At 53.8% G+C, this 17,214-nt stretch carries 15 protein-coding genes; 6 read left to right on the top strand and 9 right to left on the bottom strand.

Translation table 11 applies throughout. The features are described from left to right. Positions 1-50 precede the first annotated feature (50 nt). Both ACO064_RS19240 and ACO064_RS19235 read right to left on the bottom strand, forming a co-directional pair. Positions 51-2,687, bottom strand: coding sequence for a DUF7133 domain-containing protein (locus tag ACO064_RS19240; protein ID WP_421828855.1), 2,637 nt, complete (start codon positions 2,685-2,687; stop codon positions 51-53). A 105-nt stretch (positions 2,688-2,792) separates the two neighbouring features. Continuing rightward, a complete protein-coding gene (locus ACO064_RS19235; protein WP_421828854.1) occupies positions 2,793-3,008 on the bottom strand; it encodes a hypothetical protein in 216 nt (71 codons plus the stop codon). Between the two features lie 92 nt (positions 3,009-3,100). On the opposite strand from ACO064_RS19235, the gene ACO064_RS19230 reads away from it, so the two are divergent. Beyond that, complete coding sequence (locus tag ACO064_RS19230; RefSeq protein ID WP_421828853.1) at positions 3,101-3,934, top strand: peptidoglycan-binding protein; 834 nt, start codon at positions 3,101-3,103, stop codon at positions 3,932-3,934. Between the two features lie 220 nt (positions 3,935-4,154). Here the strand turns inward: ACO064_RS19230 and ACO064_RS19225 are convergent, their stop codons facing one another. The 4 genes from ACO064_RS19225 to ACO064_RS19210 all read right to left on the bottom strand — a co-directional run bounded on the left by ACO064_RS19225 (position 4,155) and on the right by ACO064_RS19210 (position 7,193). Continuing rightward, positions 4,155-4,559, bottom strand: a complete 405-nt coding sequence (locus ACO064_RS19225; RefSeq protein WP_421828852.1) for a putative toxin-antitoxin system toxin component, PIN family — start codon at positions 4,557-4,559, stop codon at positions 4,155-4,157. After that, entirely contained in the window at positions 4,559-4,780 is a 222-nt protein-coding gene (locus ACO064_RS19220; RefSeq protein WP_421828851.1) for a hypothetical protein, read from the bottom strand. Before ACO064_RS19220 ends, ACO064_RS19225 begins: the two co-directional genes overlap by 1 nt. 94 nt (positions 4,781-4,874) lie before the next feature. Next, positions 4,875-6,461: a Na+/H+ antiporter gene (locus ACO064_RS19215; protein WP_421828850.1), complete on the bottom strand. Its 1,587-nt coding sequence runs from the start codon at positions 6,459-6,461 to the stop codon at positions 4,875-4,877. Between the two features lie 120 nt (positions 6,462-6,581). After that, positions 6,582-7,193, bottom strand: coding sequence for an NAD(P)H-dependent oxidoreductase (locus ACO064_RS19210; protein WP_421828849.1), 612 nt, complete (start codon positions 7,191-7,193; stop codon positions 6,582-6,584). Between the two features lie 96 nt (positions 7,194-7,289). Here ACO064_RS19210 and ACO064_RS19205 point away from each other — a divergent pair, with 96 nt between their 5' ends. Further along, positions 7,290-8,192 (top strand): LysR family transcriptional regulator, encoded by a 903-nt coding sequence (locus ACO064_RS19205; RefSeq protein WP_421828848.1) that lies wholly within the window; start codon positions 7,290-7,292, stop codon positions 8,190-8,192. A gap of 14 nt (positions 8,193-8,206) precedes the next feature. Here the strand turns inward: ACO064_RS19205 and ACO064_RS19200 are convergent, their stop codons facing one another. Beyond that, on the bottom strand, positions 8,207-9,601 hold the full coding sequence (locus ACO064_RS19200) for a TIGR00341 family protein (RefSeq protein WP_421828847.1): 1,395 nt from the start codon (positions 9,599-9,601) through the stop codon (positions 8,207-8,209). A gap of 351 nt (positions 9,602-9,952) precedes the next feature. On the opposite strand from ACO064_RS19200, the gene ACO064_RS19195 reads away from it, so the two are divergent. Both ACO064_RS19195 and ACO064_RS19190 read left to right on the top strand, forming a co-directional pair. Further along, positions 9,953-11,347 (top strand): chloride channel protein, encoded by a 1,395-nt coding sequence (locus ACO064_RS19195; RefSeq protein WP_421828846.1) that lies wholly within the window; start codon positions 9,953-9,955, stop codon positions 11,345-11,347. Between the two features lie 142 nt (positions 11,348-11,489). Further along, positions 11,490-13,208 (top strand): tetratricopeptide repeat protein, encoded by a 1,719-nt coding sequence (locus tag ACO064_RS19190; RefSeq protein ID WP_421828845.1) that lies wholly within the window; start codon positions 11,490-11,492, stop codon positions 13,206-13,208. A gap of 162 nt (positions 13,209-13,370) precedes the next feature. On the opposite strand, the gene ACO064_RS19185 is transcribed toward ACO064_RS19190, so the two are convergent. Continuing rightward, positions 13,371-13,694 (bottom strand): thioredoxin, encoded by a 324-nt coding sequence (locus tag ACO064_RS19185; RefSeq protein ID WP_421828844.1) that lies wholly within the window; start codon positions 13,692-13,694, stop codon positions 13,371-13,373. Between the two features lie 253 nt (positions 13,695-13,947). Here ACO064_RS19185 and ACO064_RS19180 point away from each other — a divergent pair, with 253 nt between their 5' ends. Both ACO064_RS19180 and ACO064_RS19175 read left to right on the top strand, forming a co-directional pair. Then, complete coding sequence (locus tag ACO064_RS19180) at positions 13,948-15,165, top strand: PAS domain-containing sensor histidine kinase (RefSeq protein WP_421828843.1); 1,218 nt, start codon at positions 13,948-13,950, stop codon at positions 15,163-15,165. Next, on the top strand, positions 15,143-16,198 hold the full coding sequence (locus ACO064_RS19175; protein ID WP_421828842.1) for a response regulator: 1,056 nt from the start codon (positions 15,143-15,145) through the stop codon (positions 16,196-16,198). Before ACO064_RS19180 ends, ACO064_RS19175 begins: the two co-directional genes overlap by 23 nt. A gap of 19 nt (positions 16,199-16,217) precedes the next feature. Here ACO064_RS19175 and ACO064_RS19170 read toward each other — a convergent pair whose 3' ends face one another. Further along, a complete protein-coding gene (locus ACO064_RS19170) occupies positions 16,218-17,135 on the bottom strand; it encodes an SMP-30/gluconolactonase/LRE family protein (protein ID WP_421828841.1) in 918 nt (305 codons plus the stop codon). Positions 17,136-17,214 lie beyond the last annotated feature (79 nt).

The raw sequence follows: 17,214 nt of genomic DNA, 5'->3' as shown, positions 1-17,214 counted from the left end.
GTCAGCCTACCGTAAACCCTAAACTGAAAACCGTATACCGAAAACTGCCTTTACTTCTTCTGCTGCGACAGGAACGTGATCAGCGACGCAAATTCTTCGTACGACAGGGCGTTGGCCAGACCCGAAGGCATCATCGAGGTTTCCTGTTCTTTTCGCGACAGAATATCGCTGGTTTTGATAGTGAACACTTCGCCCGTAATGTTGCGCATTACCACCTTGCTGGCCGATTCTTCGGAAACAAAACCCATGTAGCTCTTATTGCCTTTGGCCGTGATCAGCACCGTAGCGAAGCCCTGCGAGATCGAAGCGTTGGGTTTCAGAATCGACTCGGCGATCTGTTCGCGGTTCATGATCGAGCCAATCTGCCCCATGAACGGCCCTTTCATCGGCTCACTTTTGCTCAGGCTGTGGCAGGCAATGCAGCCCTGCTGAGTAAACAGCGTTTTTCCGAGGGCCGCATCACCCTTGATTTTCGCCATCGCCAGCATCACGTCCTCGATCGACGCTTTGCCAACCTGTCCTTTCTGGTTTCGGATTTTTTCCAGATCGACTTTCGTTTCTTCGTTGGCCGCCACGACTTCCTCCCCGCCAAATTCAGTGATTTCCATCCGGTGCCGTCCGTTCAAATCAGCAAAAAATTGCTTGCCCGACGCATCCGCTTTCGTCCATTCCTGCATCAGCAAATCTTTGATGGCCGGTGACGATTCCCAGGTAACACCCTTGTAATAAGGACCGTGCGTATCGGGCCGGGTGCTCCACCACCACGAACCGTCGTAATCGGCTTCTTTTTTGTAAAGCCGTGACAACGTCGTCAAGATTTGCTTTTTCAGGGTTTCATCCTTCGCGTTTTTATAGGCCGCAATCAAACCGGTGGCTGCTTTCGGGTCATGCATATACCGCAGCGCCCAGAGGGCAATCGTCGAATTTTCGGTGCCGATGGCGTTCACACACGCATCGACCGCGTTCAGGCTCACCAACGCCCGAACCGCCAGGTGCGGAGGAATGATGGCCGCGTTAGGCGTCGCGTGCGGGCCTTCCGCGCCTTTCGCCGGGGCGACAAACGAAGCCGGCACTTTCACCTGCAACAAGGCCGGAGCCGCTTCGATCCGTCCCAAACGCCCCAGACCGACGGTGGCCGCCAGCCGCACCCGCTCCGACGGATCTTTCAATCCCTGAAGAAATGGTTCAATCGGCACGGTTTGCAGATTCGGTTTCCGGTCGGCCAGGGCCTTCAATGCAAATTCCCGGACATCAGCTTCCGAGGTCAGTTTCACCAGATTGGAAATCCCGTTGGCACCGGCCGCCTGTGCGTACGTAAAGATTCCGGCCACCCGGACGTAGAGTGGCAGGCTTTTGTCGGCGGCCAGTTTCCAGGAAGCGTCAGCCGCGTCTTTCGGGCGGGTCAGCAACTCCTGCTGGGCCGCCAGACGCGCCACGGCACTCCCGGATTTCAACAGGGCGACCAGCTCTTTCACCGACGCCTTTTTGACATCCGCAAAGGCTTTGTACGACCAGGTTTTCGGCACAACCCGCACCACGTAGCCTTTGGCCGGATTGCCGGAATAACCCGCACCGTCCCAGGCCGACAGATACATCCGGCCCGACGCATCGACGTCCACATCGGTGATCTGCGGCAATTTGATAAATTCTTCTTCTTTTTGCGTAAAGCTCGGGCCGTCCGGCGTCACACGGTGAATGTAAAGCTGGCTTCTTCCCCAGTCGGCCATCATCGGCACGTGGTTGTATTTTTCCGGCCAGGTCGGATCATCCATAAACAGCGAACCCGTTCCCGAACCACCCCCCACATCGACCAGCGCGGGAATGATTTCATCCGTAAAACCCTTAAAAAGAACCGGATAACCGTATTCGCCGGATTGAATCTGGTGGCTAAACCGGATGTTCCAACCCCCGCCGTCGTTGGTGTTGTCGCGCGTGAAAATATTCATGTAGGGATCGATAGCCACGTCATAGATGTTCCGCATCCCGTGCGAATACACTTCCATTTCGGTTCCATCAGGCCGCACCCGCACAATGCCCCCGCCGAGTTGGGTCAATTTCTTTCCGCTCCGGTCCACGGCGCCGTGGAAGCCAAAGTCGCCGACGGCGATGTAAATCCAGCCGTCGATCCCCATCCGGATGCCGTTGGTCGAATGGTCGGTACCCCGGCTTTGCAGAAATTTGGGCGAGCTAATGTTTTGAATCAGCGGTTTTGACGGGCCATCAGCCACACCGTCGTGGTTTTTATCTTCGAAAACCACCAGATCCATGCCACTGGCGACCCCGGTTTCGGCCGAAAACGTCGTGTGCAGGACGAACAGTTGATCTCCCTGGGAAATAATACCGCGCGGGTTGTCGGCCATCGCAAATTTGGTGTGCCGGTCAACTTTGCCGTCGTTGTTGCTATCGACCAGTTTGATGATGTAGCCCTTGCCCGGCGTTTTGCCCAGCGAACCGATCATGTCCACCCCGACATAAACTTCGCCGGTGGGGGCCACAGCAAGGCAGGATGGGCTGGGGGTCAGGTCGGGGCCGGCAAAATTCGTAATGACCAGTTCATCAGGGTCGGCAGAAACAACCGCCCGATTCGTAGATTTTTGGAGTAGTTTGGTTTCAGAATTGCCTAGTTGTCCAACCAACCCCATCAGGATCAGAACACTATAGACCAGACTTAAAGAAATTTTTAACATGTTTTTCTTTTTAGAACGTTTCTCGGAGGTGCCGCAAAATCAAATACGAAGTACGTTTACTTTACGGATAAATAAAAATGGCGAATTTGTATAATCACGGATATGTCAAGACCCGTTGAAACGGTTTCCAACGCCAGATTTTTTCCAGTAAAACCGGAGCGTTTCGTTTTGTTGACTGGTATTGCCTTTCTGTTCGGTAAAATGAAACAGCAGCCGGTCGTTGTAGAGCGAACCGGTGATGGCAGTGACAGCATCCCAGTACCAAAAACCGTTGTCGTCCGCTGTTTTCCGGCAATTTTCCCGACCTTTGAAATTCGGCAATCTCACGCCGACTTTTGTGTGAACGGTTTTCCATTGCCCTGAAAATGAGCGAACTTGGGCGCATTCCCACAAGCGTCTAAACCTTCTCCTTCATGCAACCTTTGCAGCTCAATTCCTCCGGCGCCGACGTCGTCCAACTCCAGGAAAAACTGAAAGCCCTGGGCTTCAACCCCGGCAAAATCGATGGTGATTTCGGAACCGGCACCGAAGCCGCCGTGATCGCGTTTCAGCGAAGCGAAGGATTGCTGGCCGACGGCATCGTTGGTCTCAAAACCCTGCGGGCACTCGGTTTTGAACCCACACCCGAAGCCGTTGCTGCCGACTCGGTGTTGCCGCAGGTTACCGTAGGCGTGGTGTCCCGGATGTTTCCGCTTACGCCCCTCGACAACATCAAAAAGCACCTCCCCGCCGTACTCGACGCCTTGAAAAAGCAGGACCTGACCGACCGCAACATGGTGCTGATGGCCCTGTCGACCATCCGGGCCGAAACCGCCGGTTTCAAACCCATCGACGAAGGCAAATCGCGTTTCAACACCTCGCCGGGTGGCAAACCGTTCGACCTGTACGACAATCGCCGGGATCTGGGCAATCAGGGGCCGCCCGACGGCGATCGGTTCAAGGGCCGGGGCTTCATCCAGCTCACCGGACGCAGCAACTACCAGTCCATCGGAAAAGAGTTGGGCGTCGATCTGATCGGGAATCCGGCGCTGGCCAACAAACCCGACGTAGCAGCGGCCATTCTGGCGCTCTTCCTGAAACGGAAAGAACGACAAATCAAGGAAGCGTTGCTCGAAAACGATCTTCGGCAAGCCCGCAGACTCGTCAACGGCGGCAGCCACGGACTGGCGGAATTTACATCGGCCTTCCGAATAGGTGAGAGCCTTTTGCCGGTAAAACCGGTGCAACTGGTCGTGTCAGTATCGTAAAAACCGGAGAAGTCGCGTACCTCACGGCACGCTGCGGACGAAAGGGATAACTACCTTCTACCGACGCTACGCTGTTCAGCTCCTGATGGAGCAGAGGGCGGAGAATGACGGTTGAATTCGTGATTTACCAGATTATACGCTGTTAAGTTCCTGACGGAGCAGAGGGCGGAGGGGAAGATGCGGGTGATTGAGTACAAAAAAGGTCGTGTTACAGAAAATTTCAAATTTGGGCTAAAAAGTCGGCGAGAGTGATGATTTGAATAGCTTGATAGGGGTGCAAAATCAATAAATCTGCATCGCCTGTAACAAGGTATGCAGCATTTGCGCTGACTGCTAATTCCAGAAATTTATTGTCCTTAGGATCTCTACAGTCAGTGATAGTGCAAGTAATGTCAGTCCATTTGGCTTGTTGAGCAAACGCCACTAGAAACAGGCTCACTTCCCCTTCAGTAATATACTTTCTGAATTTTGGCCGGGGCAATACTGTAGACAATTCATTAAAACAGACGTCCGAACAAACAAGGGTATGATGAAGAATTGCTTTGTTTAATGCTTTTCGAGGGAGGGACTCAGGCAGCAAAGCTGCACTGATCAGAATATTTGTATCAAAAACGACGATAGCCACTATTCTTCCCGTAGTAAATCGTCCAGAATTTCGGGCGTCAAACCGCGCTGTTTCGCCTTGAATCCTATATAGTCCATGACTGTCAATAGGTCAAGGCTATCGGTTTCTTCTCCGATTGGCATTACAATGACTTCAACAGCCTTCTGACGAAACTCAATGGGAACCTGAATTTGTACGTTCCCTGACGAATCCGGCGTTAAAATTTGGCGAATTGCATTCATGGCGCTCTAATTTTTGTGAATATACAAATAAAATGGCGGTTCATACGACGTAGCTATCGCTCAGTCTGGTATGACGGTCTGAAAACGGATGTCGTTACCGAATCGCGTGATTGCTTTTTTCTTCTTCCAGATCGAGCTGCGCTTCTATTTTCCGGATCACATCCACGTCGAACTCCTCCTGGTGGCGGAGCCGCTCCAGTTCCTGGCGTTTGATGCGGTGCAAGCGGGCCAGGGCCTCGTTGTAGTCGGCCAGCAGCGGGCCGTCGCGGTCGGAGGATACGTATTGATTCAGGAGTAAACCGCTTTCCAGCCGGTTTTTCAAATTTACCAGCAGGTGGTTGTCGGCGATGGTAAACTGTTGGGTCAGTTCCCGTAAAGCCGCTTCGTGCAACTGACGGTTGATGGTAGCCTCCTGCTTTTCTTCGGCCAGGCGCGGAATCAGTTCTTTCGGATGAACCCAGCGAATCACCAGCGGCAGCGTCAGTCCCTGCAACACCAGCGTCACCAGAATCACCACGAACGTAATGAACAAAATCAGGGATCTTTCGGGAAACGGGCCACCCGAGGGCAGTTTCAACGGAATCGACAGGGCAGCCGCCAGCGAGACCACACCCCGCATGCCTGCCCAGCCCAATACGACGGGGCCCCGCCAACCTACATTCCGCACCGCAACGGGAATAAACCGCCCTGCGATTTCGGTAAATACCATGGCAAACAGCGCAAACGCCAGCCGAACGACGATGACCAGGGCCGATATGGCCAGACCGTAGCCAATGGCGTCCGTCAATGAATGGCCGTCCAGTCCTTTCACAACAACGGCTAATTCCAGGCCGATCAACACAAACACCAGGCCGTTGATGATAAAAATAACCGTTGCCCACATCGCCAGCCCCTGCACCCGCTCCGTGTGATTGAGCAGCCGCGAACTGTGGTTCGACAGAAACAGCCCGCCACTGACGACCGCAATGACCCCCGAATAATGAAACTGCTCCGCGGTCAGGTACATGATGTAAGGCGCAATGAACGTCAGCAGAATCGTGATTCGGGGCTGTACGGATAACCAGCGGTGAATCGCGTAAAATACACCCGCTACCGCCAGGCCGATCACCGCACCCATGATCGTCACCAGAACAAAATTAAGGCCAACCTCCTGCCAGACAAAGGTGCCCGAAATCACCGTCGCCATTGCAAACCGGAAGACCACCAGACTGGACGCGTCATTAATCAGGCTCTCCCCTTCCAGGATACTCAGGGTGCTTTTGGGAACGTTGACCCCTTTCAGCACCGAGGTTGCCGCCACCGCATCCGGGGGGGAGATAATACCGCCCAACAGAAACCCCAGCGCCAGCGTAAAACCGGGAATAAGGGCCGTTGAGGCATACGCCACCGCCGTGGCCGTCAGCACAACCAACCCGAAGGCCAGCACCAGCACAATCCGTCGCCAGCGCCAGAGTTCGCGCCAGGACATGAACCAGGCGGCTTCGTAAAGCAAGGGTGGCAGAAATACCAGAAAGATGAGATCCGGTTCGATGGTCAGCGTCGGCACACCCGGAATCAGGCTGGTCAGCAGACCGCCGATGACCAGAAAAATGGGCGTAGGAATCCGCAACCGCTGCGCCAGCGTTGCGAGCAGAGCCATGCCCAGTAACAAAGCCAGTCCGAGGAAAACCAGGTCACGCATGAAGAATGAGTTAATCGAATGGTTGGGAAGACACCTGAATCGGTGTCCACAAATTACGCCCTCCTGATCGATCTTCCAAACGCATCAACCCGGTCAGCCGGTCGGTTTTGAAAAACCGCCTTAAGCAGCCACCACGGAATCGCTCAACAGCACCCGTTCCAGATGGGCAAAATACCGTTGCCGATCCCGGTCGATGTTGGCATTCTTTTCCACATCATGAAAGTGCAGCCCTTCCAGCGGCTCCATTCCCGTAAAAGCATTCATCCGGTGAAACCCGAACATGACACCTTCATCGACACTTTTTTGGTTGAAAAACTCGCCGGGCAGCGTGAAGGCTTCTTCCGGCGCATTCCAGCTTGTGGTGAGCATATAGTGCCGCCCCTGCAACGTTCCGCCGGTGCCGTAGTTGACGGCCGGATTTGTCCGCGAACGACCATCACTGACGTAAATGCCCTGCTGATGACCCGCCGTAAACACGACGTCGATGTACTCCTTCAGCCGGTGGGGTACCTGAAACCACCAGACCGGCGTGTGGTAAATCACCACATCCGCCCAGACGTATTTTTTCACTTCTTCAGCGGGGTCGTAGTCGTCGTTGACATTGGTCACTTTTACGGCAAAATCAGGATGCTGGCGCAGAAAATCGACGGTCCAGCCCGTCAGCGTCTGGTTGAATGCCCCGCCTGAATGGGCAAATTTTTGACCGCCATTGATTACAAATATATTCTTCATGGGTGTTTTTCGTTTATGTCGATGCAAAAGTAATGGCCCTACCACTATCATAAAAATAAGTTAAATAGTAGATTTGCATCATAAAACTGATAGATCATGATTGCCAATCTGGAATGGTTTCGGACGTTCAAGGCCATCTACGAAACCGGTTCACTGACCGCAGCGGCCCAAGCCCTGTATATTTCGCAACCGGGCGTCAGCCTGCACCTGAATTCGCTGGAAGCGCATACGGGCTACAAACTCTTCGACCGGGCGGCCCGGAAAATGGTGCCGACAGAACGCGGAAAAGTCATGTATAATTTCATTCTGGAGCCCATCAGCAAGCTCGAAGCCGCCGAACAGCAGTTTCACAAAAGCTCCAGAACCGGCAGGGCGACCATCAGCATCGGCATGTGTTTCGAGACGTTTCAGTTTACGCTGGAACCGCACATCGCTACGCTGCCCTTCAACGTCATCATCAAGTTTGGGGAATACACCGAAATGCAGCACGATCTGGACAAAGGCTTGCTGGATCTGATCATTACGCCCCAGAAAGGCACACAGACCAACCTGACTTACCAGCCGTTTTCGAAAGAGCGAATTGTGCTGATCGGGGGTGCAAGGTCGCAAACCGCCGAACTGGACGCGTTGCTGAATCAGAAAAAGTTTGGCGAAGCCGAAGTCTGGTTAAAACAGCAGGTCTGGTACAGCACAGCCGCCGACATGGATCACCTCAGGCGGTTCTGGCACCTGAATTTCAACCGCCACCCGGACTTCAAACCCAACTACATTGTGCCGAACATCTGCTCCATTGTCCGCTGCCTGAGCGACCGGGAGGGTTTTTCGATCATTCCGGATTTTCTGTGCCGGGACGAAATGGATCGGGGACTGGTGAAACTGGTTTGGGAAGGAACGAACGTCATTGAAAACACGCTGTATTTCGGCACCCGGAAAAAAACCATCTACAGCGAAGAAATTGCCCGAATTCAGCAGATTTTCGAGAAGAATACGGTTATCTGACTTCAGCCAGAAGGCTATTCCACGATCAACTTAATTTTCCGGCTCTTGGTGCGGCTGCGCAGCCAGTTTTCGATACGCCTTTTTTCGGCGGGCCGGTGTCGGCGGCTGAATTTGGCGTAGACCAGCAAAACCGTATCCGGGCGGTTGCCGGTGCGGCTCATGACCAGCGACCGCGCGGCTGTGAACGACTGCACGTCGGGCATGAGGGTTTTGAGTTCGTCGCGCAAATCGGCCACTGGCAAATGGGCCGATTGCGTGGTTTCGATGTAATTCCGGAGTGAATCGATCGTCTGGTCTTTGCGGGCAATCGACCCCTGACTGTATTTGATGATCTGGTCGGTGACGGTCGACGTGATGGTGTTGACATCGACTTCCGCATCTTTCAAGGCTCCCTGCCTGATGATCAGGGCGGTATTCCCCAATCCATAGGCAGGCAACTTGGCTTTCAGGAGCTGAATCGAATCGGGTGGCATGGGTTCGCCCACCACCATGAGTTCGATACTGCTTGCATTCCGCTGGTAACGCGCCGTATAATTGACCACCTGCCGATACTGAAAATTTCCTTCGTTGGTCACAAACCGTTTGGCGGCTTGCTCAAAGATGGTTTTCCGAACAATCTGGTAGCCCAGGTAGGTGCTTGGTACAAGCACGATCAGGACGGCGACCAGAATGGTATTTTTAACCCGTTTCTCGATGGCCGGATTGGCGTATTCCTTCTGGTGATACCCCAGAAACCGTACGATCAGAAAGGTGGACAGGCTAATGCAGACACTGTTGATCAGAAACAGGTAAAATGCCCCGAAAAAGTACGAAATATTGCCGTTGGCGATGCCGTAACCCGCCGTGCAAAGGGGCGGCATCAGAGCGGTGGCAATGGCCACGCCCGGAATAACATTGCTGATTTTGTCCCGTCGCGACCCTGCCACAATGCCGGCCAGGCCCCCAAAAAAAGCGATGAACGCATCCCAAATGGTGGGCGAGGTACGGGCCAGTAATTCCGACTGCGCAATGTGCAGTGGACTAACCAGAAAGTAGAGAGTGGACGTCAGCAGACTGATGATGGCGGCAATGAACAGGTTTTTGAAGGCCCGTTGAATCAGGGCCAGATCGTTGATGCCCACGCCCAATCCAATGCCCATAATAGGCCCCATCAGCGGAGAGATGAGCATGGCTCCGATGATGACCGCCGTCGAATTGACATCCAACCCGATGGAGGCAATGAAGATGGCAAAAATAAGCGCCCACAGATTGGTCCCTTTAAACTCGATACCCCGGCTGATGGACTGAATAATTTCGGCTTCATCGGCCTTATCCTCATCCAGACTGAACCGGTCGCGGATGAAATGGCGGATGGTATCCCAGGTCGAACTTCGTTGTTTTTGGGCTTGATTCCGCTCTTCGGTTAACATAACGTCGGTAGGTTTAGGAGCTAATCTGATGCTTTCCGGTTTTTCCAATAAGAAGATGACACCAGAACCGGGTTGAATCTATCTTAAAAAACGCAATTTTTGTTCCAAAAAACCGGGTTCTAAGCAAAATCTAATCCGGTATTAAGCCCGGCCTAATCGGTGTTCGTCAGCTTTGGCAGCCAGCACCAATCCACAGGTTCAGATAGTAGATCGATAAATACCAGGTGGTAAACCGCTTTCTGCAACGCACCAGGACTCAGCCCAATGAATAACTTATTGGATTGGAAAGCGTTTAAAATTCGTTCTTTTTCCAGATTTACAAAACAGACCGTCGGAACGTTTCTATCGTTGATGAAAAACCAGCCCTCGTTGTACCAGAAGCTATTAACCCGTTTCGACAACCGTTTTGTCCGGTCCATTTACAATGAGCGCGTCCGCCGAACTACGCTGCAATCCATTCCGTTCTGGATTGCCTCACTCCTGACGGGCCTGGTGACGGTGGGCTACGAACGCCTGTTTGCGTGGTCAGAAGCCACCTTTCAAACCTGGTTTCAGCGGATTCCGGCCTGGGCTTTCCTGCTCACCCCACTCTGTTTTTTGCTTTCATGGGCGCTGGTTCGGGTGCTGGCTCCGGCCGCCCGCGGGAGCGGTATTCCGCAACTCATGGCCGCCATTGACCTGGCGACCCCCGCCCATCACACCAAAATTTCGTATCTGCTGAGCATCCGGATTGCCATCGTCAAAATCCTGAGCAGCGGGATTCTGTTGCTCGGCGGGGGAGCCATTGGCCGCGAAGGTCCCACGATTCAGATTTCGGCCTCGCTCTTTCAACTCATCAACCGCCTGCAACCCCGGGGCTGGCCGCAGCTATCCCGCCAGATTGTGCTCGTCACCGGCGGAGCCGCCGGGCTGGCGGCCGCGTTCAACACCCCGCTGGGCGGCATCGTGTTTGTGGTGGAAGAACTGACGCACACGCACATCACGCTCTACCGAACCGCTGTTTTCACCGCCGTCATCATTGCCGGCATGACGGCACAGGCTCTGCTGGGCTCCTATCTATACCTCGGCTATCCCGCCATTCCTACCACCGGCCTGTCTTTTCTGGGTGTAGCCTTTGTTACTGCGCTCATCGCCGGGCTGGCCGGGGCGCTCTTTGGCAAACTGCTGGTGCAAATCAATCAATACCGGAAAACCTGGAAAACCGTGCCGCAGCAGGTGCTTTGGGTCATCGGCTGTGGCGTCCTGTTTGCCGCCCTGATCTACTGGGGTGGCCTCGATGCGGCCGGAACCGGCAAACCGCTCATCAATCACCTGCTGTTCCACCACCCCGGCGAAGTGCCCTGGTACGTGTTTCCGGCCCGGATCATGGGCATGGTTTTGAGCTACAGCAGCGGGGGAGCCGGGGGAATCTTTGCCACCTCATTGAGCGCCGGAGCCGTTTTGGGCGAACTGATTGCGCACGTATTGACGATTGACCAGCAGGAAACCACCGTTGTGGTGCTGGTCGGGATGGTGAGTTTTCTGACCGGCGTGGTGCGTTCGCCTTTCACAGCGGCCATTCTGGTGCTGGAAATGACCGACCGCCACTCGGCCATCTTCCCGCTGCTGCTCGGCGGCATGACCGCGCAACTGGTAGCTTCGCTGGTCGATCCACACTCGATGTATGAACACCTGAAAAAAGGATTTCTGGCCGAAACCCACCAAGCCATGCCCAACGAACCGGTTGCGACACCGAAAGCAACCTGACGGTTTTCCGGCCACTGACGTCCGCAGGCTCTAAGGCAATTCTAAGGTTTTATTAAGCCCGTTCTTAGCTTTCTCATGCAATTTGCAGTCCATCCCACCGGGATTTTCCCGGTGAAATGCATCCACGCAAACGCTCAAAACCATGAAAAAGCACATCATCTTTTCCTTGATAGGGGCGCTTCTGGCGGGCAGTACGGCGGTCGCACAATCCGCCGATGCCACGATCCAGCAGGCCATCACCCATTTTCAGTCCGACCGGCCCCAGCAGGCGGGTCAGCTCTACCGGCAGGCCGTTTCCAGCCAGCCATCTCCCGATTCCTATTTCTTTCTGGGCCGGTATTACCTGCAAATCAACCAGCCTGATTCGGCTCGTCTGGCCTTTCAGAAAGGGGCTGATCTGGAAAAAAAGAACTACCTGAATAAAATCGGTCTGGGGGGCGTGGCCCTGCTGCGCGGGCAAGCCGACGAAGCCAAAACGCTCTGGGCTGAAGTGGAGAAAAAAGCCAAACGCAAACACCCCGACTGGCTCCACCGACTGGCCGAAATGAACATTCTCATCGACAAAAACCGGAATCCCGACGAAGCCCTGCGGTTGATCGACAAGGTGTTGTCCAACGAAAAAGTGGAGAAAAAAGCCGGATATTATGTCTTGAAAGGTGACGCGCTGCGCCTGAAAAACCAGGGTGGCGAAGCCGTGTCGGCCTACGAATCGGCTTTGCAGCTTGACGCTCAGCAACCGTACGTCCTGACGAACATCGGTTATATTTTCAAAGGGTCGAAAAACTACAACACCGCGCGTGATTACTTCGTCAAAGCCCTCGGCGTCGATTCGACGTTCACGCCAGCCTACGAAAACCTGGGTGATCTGTACTCCCTGAGCCGCAATTACCGGTCGTCGGCTTATAATTACAAAAAAATGGTGGATAACTCAGAACCGTCCGATTCGACCATCCTGCGCTACACCAAGCTGGCTTTCCTGAGCGAAGATTACAAGAACATGATGGACTATCTGGCCAAAATCAAAGACCAGTCGCTCCTGAAAAACAGCAACGCCGTCCGGCGCATGTATGCCTATGCCTACGTGACGGACGACTACAAAAAGTATGACGAAGCCCTGGAGCTGATGCAGCAGGTGCTGAACGAATCGAAAGAAGAAGACCAGTTTACGATGGACTATGCGGCTCTGGGCCGGGCCTATGCCAACCGCGCCGATACGACAACCGTCAGTGATTCGCTGGCGCTGGTGTTTTTGAACAAAGCCACGGCGGACACGTCCAAAAACTATTTCGACGAAATCGCGCTGATTCAGTATAAAGACCTCAAAAACTACGGCGAGGCCGCCCGCGCCTACGAACAGGGCATCCAGTGGAAGCAACAACACAACCAGCGCGTGGTAGGGCAGGATTATTACAACGTCGGCCGGAGTGCGTATTTCGGATTTTCCATCAACAAAGACAGCACCCTGCTGCCGAAAGCCGACTCGGCTTTTGCCAAACTGACGGAGGTCAATCCCACCTACGACCGGGGGCCTTTCTGGCGCGCGCGGGTCAACCGGTATATGAAAGATGACAGCGCCGGTCTGCGGGCCATTACGTATTACCAGGCTTTTCTGGAAAGTGCCGATTCGTCCAAGGTGTCGAAGAAAGACCTGATTGAAGCCAACAGCTTCATCGGTTATCAGTATTACCGCGAAAAAGACATTGCTCAGGCGGTTCCGTATCTGCAAAAGACGCTGGAGCTGGACCCCGCCAACAAGAACGTTCAGCAACTGCTGGACTACATCGATAAACGGGATAGGGTGGCGGATACCAAAAAAGAAGAGGAAAAACCGGAAGCTTCGGCTACGGACGACAATAAATAGTTGAGTACGTTTGAGTAAGATGGTAAATGGGAACCCTGCCGGGGCGGTTTAGACCCCTGGCAGGGTTTTGTTTTCCCATCACACGCTTTCAGGGTACGTTTCCGAACAGCTAAGTCAGAATTTACACGGCACTATATTTACGCTTACTAGATTGCGATTGATCTACTCCCTGCCCTCTTCCTGGAGTTGCACCGACAGGGTACGAACTAACTCCCGGGCGTCCATCAACCCGTTGTGCCGCCAGATCTCAATGCCCTGTTTCAGCAGAATGAACGACGGCAACTGGTGAACCCCAAAGCTTCTGACCACTTCAGGATGAACGACCTGATCGACGCGGGTGATCCGAATGCGATCGCCCAACACCACTCCAACCCGGTCCAACAACTGATTGACCGAATTCTGCTGTGACCCGGAATTAGGGACAAACACCAGCAGAACCACGGTTTTGGCGGGAACGATCAGGGGCCGAAAAAGGGTCGAGTTCATAAATTCAGTTCATGGTTTACGGTTTAAAGTTTACGGTTTACGATACGAGAGCAGCATAAGTCAGCCCCAACGATCAACCCGGAAATCATAAACTCTAAACAGAATACCCAAAATTGCCGCTTTACCGCCCCAACGACCATGAGATAGGTTGGTTCGCGAACTGATTTTTGTCAGGTAGCGGCTTCTTTTTCCCGCTTAACTTGCATCCAATCCCGTTAGATGCTCTTTTATTGCCAGTTTCCGGACAAACCGCATGATTTCCGACCTATTTTCCGCCGTTTTTGCCAACGCGACCATCGGCATTATTCTCTCCGACAGCCGGGGCCGGATGATTTCGGTGAGTCATTACGCGCTCCAACTATTTGGGTATTCGGAAGCCGAAATGGTGGGACAATCCATCGAATTGCTCGTTCCCGACTCGCTGGTTCACCTCCACCAGAACCTCCGGAAGTCGTTTAATGCCCGGCCGGAAGTACGCCCGATGGGCCACGGTCGCGATCTGCACGTCAAACGCAAAGACGGTTCGCTGTTTCCGGCCGAAATTAGCCTGAGTTATTTTCACCGGGAAAATGAGCTGTTTGTGGTCGCCTACATCATCGATACGACCTACAAAAAAGAAGCCGAGCGGGTACTCATCGAACAGAAAAACCGCATCGAACAACTGAACGCCGAACTGGAACAGAAAGTAGCCGACCGGACCAACGCCCTCATGGTGACGCTGCACCAGTTGGAATTGTCGAAAGACGAGCTGTCAAAAGCCCTGACCACCGAGCGCGAACTGGGCGAACTCAAATCCCGCTTCGTGTCGATGGCATCGCACGAATTCCGAACGCCCCTGAGCGCCATCCAGACGTCGGCCGATTTGCTGAATAAATACACAACAACGGAGCAGCAGGACAAACGCAACCGCCACATCCAGCGCATCAAGGCGTCGGTGAACCACCTCAACGACATTCTGGAAGAGTTTTTGTCGGTTGGCAAGCTGGAAGAAGGAAAAATCGAAGCGTCCTACTCCCGGTTCGACCTAGACGAGCTGGTAACCAGCGTAATCGCGGATGTGCAGGGTATGTTAAAACCCGGCCAAACCATTCAAACCGAGCGGGATTGTGCCGGAAGCGTGTGGCTGGATCCGTCGCTGGTTCGCAAAATGCTGGTCAATCTGCTGTCGAATGCCATTAAATATTCCGGGGAAAATAAACCGATTTGGGTTCGTTTCCGGTGCCGCGATGGCCGGGTCCGCCTGTCGATCGAGGACCAGGGCATCGGCATGTCAGCCGACGATCAGAAGCATTTGTTCGAACGGTTTTACCGCGCCAAAAACGTCACGGCCATTCAGGGAACGGGCTTGGGATTACACATCGTCGCGCAGTATCTGACGCTGCTCAACGGCACCATCGACTTCCAGAGCCAGCTTAACCAGGGAACCACCGTAACCATTTCGTTCAGTCATGAAGACGATTCTGCTCATTGAAGATAACAGTCATATCCGGGAAAATACGGCCGAAATTCTGGAACTCGCCAACTACCACGTTCTGACGGCCGAAAACGGCAAGATCGGCGTGGAGAAAGCCCTCGAAACCCGGCCCGATCTGGTGATTTGCGACATCATGATGCCCATTCTGGATGGCTACGGCGTGCTGCATATTTTCAACAAAAACCCGGTTTTGTCGGGCATTCCGTTCATTTTTCTGACCGCCAAAACCGAGCGTTCCGACTTCCGCCGGGGCATGGAAATGGGCGCGGATGATTACCTGACCAAACCGTTCGATGAAATTGAATTGCTGAACGCGGTGGAAGGACGGCTGAAACGCTTCGACCAGATGCGACCGGCCTACGAACAAACCAAAGACGGCCTGGCTCAATTTCTGGACGATGCCCAGACGCTGACCGGCATCGATTCGCTGACCGTGGACCGGAAAGGGCATTTGATCCGCAAAAAGCAGTTTGTGTATTCGGAAGGCGACGAACCGATGCGGCTGTATTTTGTGCAGAGTGGCCGCGTGAAAACCTACAAAACCAACCCGGATGGCAAGGAATTTATTACGGGATTGTACCAGACAGGCGACTTTTTCGGGTATGTGAGCCTGCTGGAGCAAACCGACCACACGGATTCGGCGGTGGCGCTGGAAGATTCCGAACTGGTGTACATTCCAAAGGAAGTCTTCATCGATCTCCTTTCGCGCGACGGGGAAGTGGCCCGGAGTTTTGTGCAGTTGCTGGCCAACCGGGTGACCGAGCGCGAACAGCAATTGCTGGAAATGGCCTACGATTCGCTGCGTCGGCGGGTGGCCGACACGCTGCTGCGGCTCCACCAGAATTTGCAAACCCACGAAAGTGAGCCGGTGATTCAGTTTTCCCGCGATGACCTGGCCGCGATGGTCGGCACCGCCACCGAATCGCTGATCCGAACGCTGAGTGAGTTTAAAAGCGATGGATTGATCGACATCAGCGGAACCAACATCCGCGTGCTCCAGCCCGAAAAACTGAAACGGTCACGCTGGTAAAACCGCCGTAAAAAACCGGTTATTTCTTCCGGATCGCCCATTCCCGGCCCGGTTTATCGACCCGGAAGCTTTCCAGATTGCCCTGGTCCTGCAGCGTGACGTAGGCCGTGCGACCGTCTTTTCCGCCAAAACAGATGTTCGTGGGGCGTTTGCCCACCAACTGAATTTCCTGAGTCACCTTGCCGCTCGGGGCCACTTTGGCAATGGTGCCTTTGCCAAACCGGGTGAGATAGAGATTGCCGTCGGCGTCGCAACGCATGCCATCCATGCCGAAGTCCGGGAACTCGATCAACAGGCGTTTGTTGCTGATCTTACCATCGGCGGATAAATCGTAGACCCAGACTTTCCGCTGGTTCGACTCGTTGACATACAAGTGTTTGTCATCCGGGCTTACTTCAACGCCATTGGTGGTTCCCATGTTTTCTTCGAGCAGGGTCACCTTGCCGTCGGTATCGATGCGCCAGAGGTTGCCGGTATTATTTTTCCAGCTTGGATCACTCGCATACAAGCGGTCTTTGCCGTCGATAGCGATGTCGTTGGGCTGGTTCATGCGCGGTTCGTGGGCAAAAACGCTCAGGTTTTTGGTGCCTGCGGCCACTTTCAGAATGTTATGTTTGGGATAATCGGCAATGAACATATCGCCCTTCTTATTGAACCGAATCCCGTTGCCGATGCTGCCTTCGGGCAACTCGATGAACACGCTGGCATCACCCGTTGGCGTCACCTGCCCGATCGTGCCCTGTTTGCCAAAGTTGACAGCATAAACCGTCCCGGATTTATCCACCGCCGGGCCTTCGACGCCGGAGGTAAAACCGTTGACCGGCGTAAAAACCGTCGATTTGAACAATTCCTCAGCCGTATTCGGCATGGCTGAAATCAGGAGTAAACCCGCGCCAGTCAGCGCGGCAACAACGAGCGATATTTTTTTGAAGGGCATTCGATTCATTGTAAAAAGTCCGTGATTCACGGTTTATAATCGTTTTGACGTCGGATTGATTCTCATTGATTATCGAACC

It is taken from the genome of Larkinella sp. (assembly GCF_965227735.1).
Classification (GTDB): Bacteria; Bacteroidota; Bacteroidia; order Cytophagales; family Spirosomataceae; genus Larkinella.
The sequence above is the reverse complement of the archived record's forward strand: the minus strand, read 5'-3'. Positions and strand labels throughout refer to the sequence as shown.

What these genes read in the sequence shown, in the direction of transcription:
- ACO064_RS19240 (WP_421828855.1), bottom strand. Translation starts at nt 2,687, where the DNA reads ATGTTAAAAATTTCTTTAAGTCTGGTCTATAGTGTTCTGATCCTGATG.
- ACO064_RS19230 (WP_421828853.1), top strand. Translation starts at nt 3,101, where the DNA reads ATGCAACCTTTGCAGCTCAATTCCTCCGGCGCCGACGTCGTCCAACTC.
- ACO064_RS19220 (WP_421828851.1), bottom strand. Translation starts at nt 4,780, where the DNA reads ATGAATGCAATTCGCCAAATTTTAACGCCGGATTCGTCAGGGAACGTA.
- ACO064_RS19215 (WP_421828850.1), bottom strand. Translation starts at nt 6,461, where the DNA reads ATGCGTGACCTGGTTTTCCTCGGACTGGCTTTGTTACTGGGCATGGCT.
- ACO064_RS19210 (WP_421828849.1), bottom strand. Translation starts at nt 7,193, where the DNA reads ATGAAGAATATATTTGTAATCAATGGCGGTCAAAAATTTGCCCATTCA.
- ACO064_RS19205 (WP_421828848.1), top strand. Translation starts at nt 7,290, where the DNA reads ATGATTGCCAATCTGGAATGGTTTCGGACGTTCAAGGCCATCTACGAA.
- ACO064_RS19200 (WP_421828847.1), bottom strand. Translation starts at nt 9,601, where the DNA reads ATGTTAACCGAAGAGCGGAATCAAGCCCAAAAACAACGAAGTTCGACC.
- ACO064_RS19195 (WP_421828846.1), top strand. Translation starts at nt 9,953, where the DNA reads ATGAAAAACCAGCCCTCGTTGTACCAGAAGCTATTAACCCGTTTCGAC.
- ACO064_RS19190 (WP_421828845.1), top strand. Translation starts at nt 11,490, where the DNA reads ATGAAAAAGCACATCATCTTTTCCTTGATAGGGGCGCTTCTGGCGGGC.
- ACO064_RS19185 (WP_421828844.1), bottom strand. Translation starts at nt 13,694, where the DNA reads ATGAACTCGACCCTTTTTCGGCCCCTGATCGTTCCCGCCAAAACCGTG.
- ACO064_RS19180 (WP_421828843.1), top strand. Translation starts at nt 13,948, where the DNA reads ATGATTTCCGACCTATTTTCCGCCGTTTTTGCCAACGCGACCATCGGC.
- ACO064_RS19175 (WP_421828842.1), top strand. Translation starts at nt 15,143, where the DNA reads ATGAAGACGATTCTGCTCATTGAAGATAACAGTCATATCCGGGAAAAT.
- ACO064_RS19170 (WP_421828841.1), bottom strand. Translation starts at nt 17,135, where the DNA reads ATGCCCTTCAAAAAAATATCGCTCGTTGTTGCCGCGCTGACTGGCGCG.